The organism is Stenotrophomonas sp. HMWF023 (assembly GCF_003060985.1).
In the GTDB taxonomy this organism is placed as follows: domain Bacteria; phylum Pseudomonadota; class Gammaproteobacteria; order Xanthomonadales; family Xanthomonadaceae; genus Stenotrophomonas; species Stenotrophomonas lactitubi.
Map to the genome: position 1 here is coordinate 7,196 of NZ_QAIJ01000196.1, position 3,952 is coordinate 11,147.

Annotated in this window: 3 protein-coding genes; 2 read left to right on the plus strand and 1 reads right to left on the minus strand. The window is 67.5% G+C overall.

Translation table 11 applies throughout. From position 1 onward, the window contains the following. Positions 1-224: 224 nt before the first annotated feature. On the minus strand, positions 225-1,721 hold the full coding sequence (locus tag DBR20_RS10455) for an aldehyde dehydrogenase (RefSeq protein ID WP_108266128.1): 1,497 nt from the start codon (positions 1,719-1,721) through the stop codon (positions 225-227). 153 nt (positions 1,722-1,874) lie between these two features. On the opposite strand from DBR20_RS10455, the gene DBR20_RS10460 reads away from it, so the two are divergent. Beyond that, positions 1,875-3,227: an aspartate aminotransferase family protein gene (locus tag DBR20_RS10460; protein ID WP_108266129.1), complete on the plus strand. Its 1,353-nt coding sequence runs from the start codon at positions 1,875-1,877 to the stop codon at positions 3,225-3,227. 63 nt (positions 3,228-3,290) lie between these two features. Further along, a partial coding sequence (locus DBR20_RS10465; RefSeq protein WP_258223294.1) for a plasmid replication/partition related protein occupies positions 3,291-3,952 on the plus strand: 662 nt, incomplete at its 3' end.

Consider the following 3,952-nt stretch of genomic DNA (forward strand, 5'->3'; position numbering starts at 1 on the left):
CGTCGACATCGGCAAGGCGGGTAACGGCGGATCGACCGATTCTGCCACGCTTGGCGGTCCCGTCGGGGCAATGGTTTCAGGCGACACCGACGCCAACAAATTCTTTCTGCGTGGATGAATCCCACCATGCCGCCTCTACAGTAGATCCACGCCATGCGTGGATGAATCTGCCCGGCGCCAACCAAGGTTGGCGTCTACCAAAGGCAGCCGGGCGCGGCTCGGCGCTACAACTGGATCCAGGTGGCCTTCATCTCGCTGTACTTGTCGAAGGCATGCAGCGATTTATCGCGACCGTTGCCGGACTGCTTGTAGCCACCGAACGGCACCGTCATGTCACCGCCGTCCCAGCCGTTCACCCATACGCTGCCCGCACGCAGCTGACGGGCCACGCGATGGGCGCGACCGAGATCCCGCGTCCACAGGCCGGCGGCCAGCCCGTAGCGGCTGTCGTTGGCCAAGCGCACGGCCTCGGCTTCGTCATCGAAGCCAAGCACCGCCAGCACCGGGCCGAACACTTCCTCGCGGGCCAGCGCCTGCTCCGGCCGTACCTGGTCGAACACCGTCGGCTGCACATAACAACCGCCCGCCTCCACATCGGCACGCTGGCCGCCCAGCAGCAGGCGCGCGCCATCGGCTTCGGCCCGGGCGATGTCGGCCAGCACCTTGTCCACGTGCGCGGCATCGACCAGCGCCCCCATCGGTGCATCTACCTCCAGCGGATGGCGGGGCTGCATGCGCTGGCCATAGGCGATCACCTGGTGCACGAAGTCATCGCGGATCGCACGCTGCACCAGCAACCGCGAACCGGCCGTGCAGACTTCACCCTGGTTGAAGAAAATGCCCTGCGCTACGCCCTTGGCCGCCGCATCCAGGTCCGGCGCATCGGCGAACACCACGTGCGGGCTCTTGCCACCGCATTCCAGCCAGACCCGCTTGAGGTTGGAACGACCGGCGTACTCCAGCAGCTTCGCGCCGGTAGCAGTGGAGCCGGTGAAGGCCAGCACGTCCACGTCCATGTGCAGGGCCAGCGGCTCGCCCACGCGTGAACCGTGGCCCGGCAGCACGTTGAGCACGCCCTCGGGCAAACCCGCTTCGGCCGCCAGCGCGGCCAGCCGCAACGCACTCAGCGGCGAGCGCTCGGAGGGCTTCAGCACCACCGAATTTCCCATCGCCAAGGCTGGCGCGATCTTCCAGCAGGCCATCAACAACGGAAAATTCCACGGCACGATGGCCGCTACCACGCCTGCGGCCTCGCGTGTCACCAGACCCAGCTCGTGCGGCCCGGTGGGCGCGATTTCACCGTACAGCTTGTCCACCGCTTCGGCGGTCCAGGTCAGGCAGCGCACCACACCAGGCAGGTCGATGCGACGCGCATCGCGGATCGGCTTGCCCATGTCCAGCGTTTCCAACAGGGCCAGCTCATCGGCATGCGCCTCCACCAGCATGGCCAGCGCCAGCAGCACGCGCTTGCGATGGGCGGGGCTGGCCTGCGACCAGTGGCCTGCCTCGAACGCGCGGCGCGCCGAGGCCACCGCACGTTCCACGTCCTGCGCATCACAGTCGGCCACCGCGCCCAGTACGCGCCCGTCAATCGGGCTGATGCAATCAAAGCGCGCGCCGCTGGCGGCATCGACGTAACGGCCATCGATGAACGCTTGTCCGGGAATCGCCACGCGGCTGGACAGGCCCTGCCAGTGGCTGCGGTCGGGGAAGTGGGTCATGGGGTCCTCCGCGTATCGACTGTCCGCCGTTATACCGATGCGGCCGCTACCGGGCCGTGACGTGCACACCCCGCCCGTACCGGGCCGTGCCCGCCGACAGATCCGTGACGCGGCTGCGCTAGAGTCGCAACCATCGGACCCGACGGAGCCGGCATGAAAACCCCTGCAAGCGACCTGCACGACCTGGCCACCCAGCGCCCCGATTCACTGGACGCGTACTGGATGCCGTTCACTGCCAACCGCCAGTACAAGGGCGCGCCGCGCATGCTGGTGCGTGCCGAGGGCATGTACTACGAGGATGTGGATGGACGCGCCATTCTCGATGGCACGGCTGGCCTGTGGTGCTGCAATGCAGGACATGCCCGCCGTCGCATCGTCGACGCGATCGCCGAGCAGGCCGCCACGCTCGATTACTCGCCCGCCTTCCAGATGGGTTCGCCGCCGGCCTTCGCCCTCGCGCAGCGACTGGCGGCGCTGGCTCCGGCCGGGCTCAACCACGTGTTCTTCACCAGCTCGGGCTCGGAGGCGGTGGATTCGGCGATGAAGATCGTGCTGGCCCACCATCGCCTGCGTGGCGAAGGCCAGCGCACGCGATTCATCAGCCGCGAGAAGGCCTACCACGGGGTCGGCTTCGGCGGCATGGCATTGGGCGGGCTGCCCAACAACCGCCGCCAGTTCGGTCTGCAGCTCGGCGGCGTGGATTACCTGCGGCACACGCTGGACCTGTCACGCAATGCCTTCAGCAAGGGCCTGCCGCGCCAGGGTGCCGAGCTGGCCGACGATCTGGAACGGCTGATCGCCCTGCACGATCCCTCCACCATTGCCGCCGTGTTCGTCGAGCCCATTGCTGGGTCGGCCGGTGTGATCCTGCCGGCACCAGGATATCTGCAGCGCCTGCGCGAGATCTGCGACCAGCACGGCATCCTGCTGGTGTTCGATGAAGTCATCACTGGGTTCGGTCGGGTCGGCATGGCGTTCGCCGCACAGCGTTTCGGCGTCACCCCGGACCTGCTGACCTTCGCCAAGGGCGCCAGCAACGGCGCGGTGCCGCTGGGTGGCGTACTGGTCGGCGACAGCGTGCATGCCAGCTTCATGCAGGGTCCGCCACAGGCCATCGAGCTGTTCCATGGCTATACCTATTCGGGCCACCCCTTGGCCTGCGCGGCGGCGCTGGCCACGCTGGATGTCTACGCCGAGGAACGCCTGTTCGAGCGCGCGATCGAGCTGGGCGAGTACTGGCAGGAGCGCCTGCATGCCCTGCAGGGGCTGCCGAACGTGATCGACATCCGCAACTTCGGCCTGGTCGGTGCGGTGGAGCTGGCGCCGCGCAAGGACGCCCCCGGCAGCCGTGGCTACGAGGTGTTCCGCCGCTGCTTCCACGACGGGCGCCTGCTGGTGCGCTGTACCGGCGACATCATCGCGTTGTCACCGCCGCTGATCGTGGACAAGGCACAGATCGATCAGATCACCGGCACCCTGGGCGAGATGATCCGGGCCACCGCCTGAGGCCGGGACGATGGTGGCGAGCAGGTACAATGGGCGGTTCCGCTCCTGCCCGTTGCCGTGCCAATGAACATCGTCGTCAAAGAAGAACTCAAGGCCTACATCGACCCGCTCACCGCGGACGAACACGAGGCGCTGGAGCGCAGCATCCTCGCCGAAGGCTGCCGCGATGCGCTGGTGCTGTGGGGCGAGGTGCTGGTGGATGGACACAACCGCTTCGGCATCTGCCAGAAGCATGACCTGCCGTTCAACACCGTGCAGAACACCCGCTTCCAGAGCATGGAAGACGTGCACCTGTGGATGATCGAGCAGCACCTGGGCCGACGCAGCGTTTCCGATTTCCAGCGCGGCGTATTGGCCCTGCGCAAGCGCGACATCCTGTCCGCCCGCAAGCAGGTCGAGCAGGCGCAGCTGCAGCGTGAGAGCGATGGCACCGCCGAGCTTGCCGACGAAGCCGGCGAGGACAGCCCGCCGTGGGAACCAGCGCCGAAGATCAGCCGCGCCGAACTGGCCCGCGAAGCCAAGCTGAGCACCAGCCAGGTCGGCATGATCGAACGCATCCACGCCCAGGCCGCGGCCGAGGTGGTGGAAGCGGTGAAGGCCGGCATGATCTCGATCAGCGCCGCCGCTGCCGTGGCCGACCTGCCGGAAGAAGAGCAGCGCGCCGCTGCCGCCGGTGGCAAGGATGAACTGAAGCAGGCTGCAAAGCGCGTGCGTGAGTCCAAGCG

Coding starts and splice junctions, on each gene's coding strand:
- DBR20_RS10455 (WP_108266128.1), bottom strand. CDS start 1,721: ATGACCCACTTCCCCGACCGCAGCCACTGGCAGGGCCTGTCCAGCCGC.
- DBR20_RS10460 (WP_108266129.1), top strand. CDS start 1,875: ATGAAAACCCCTGCAAGCGACCTGCACGACCTGGCCACCCAGCGCCCC.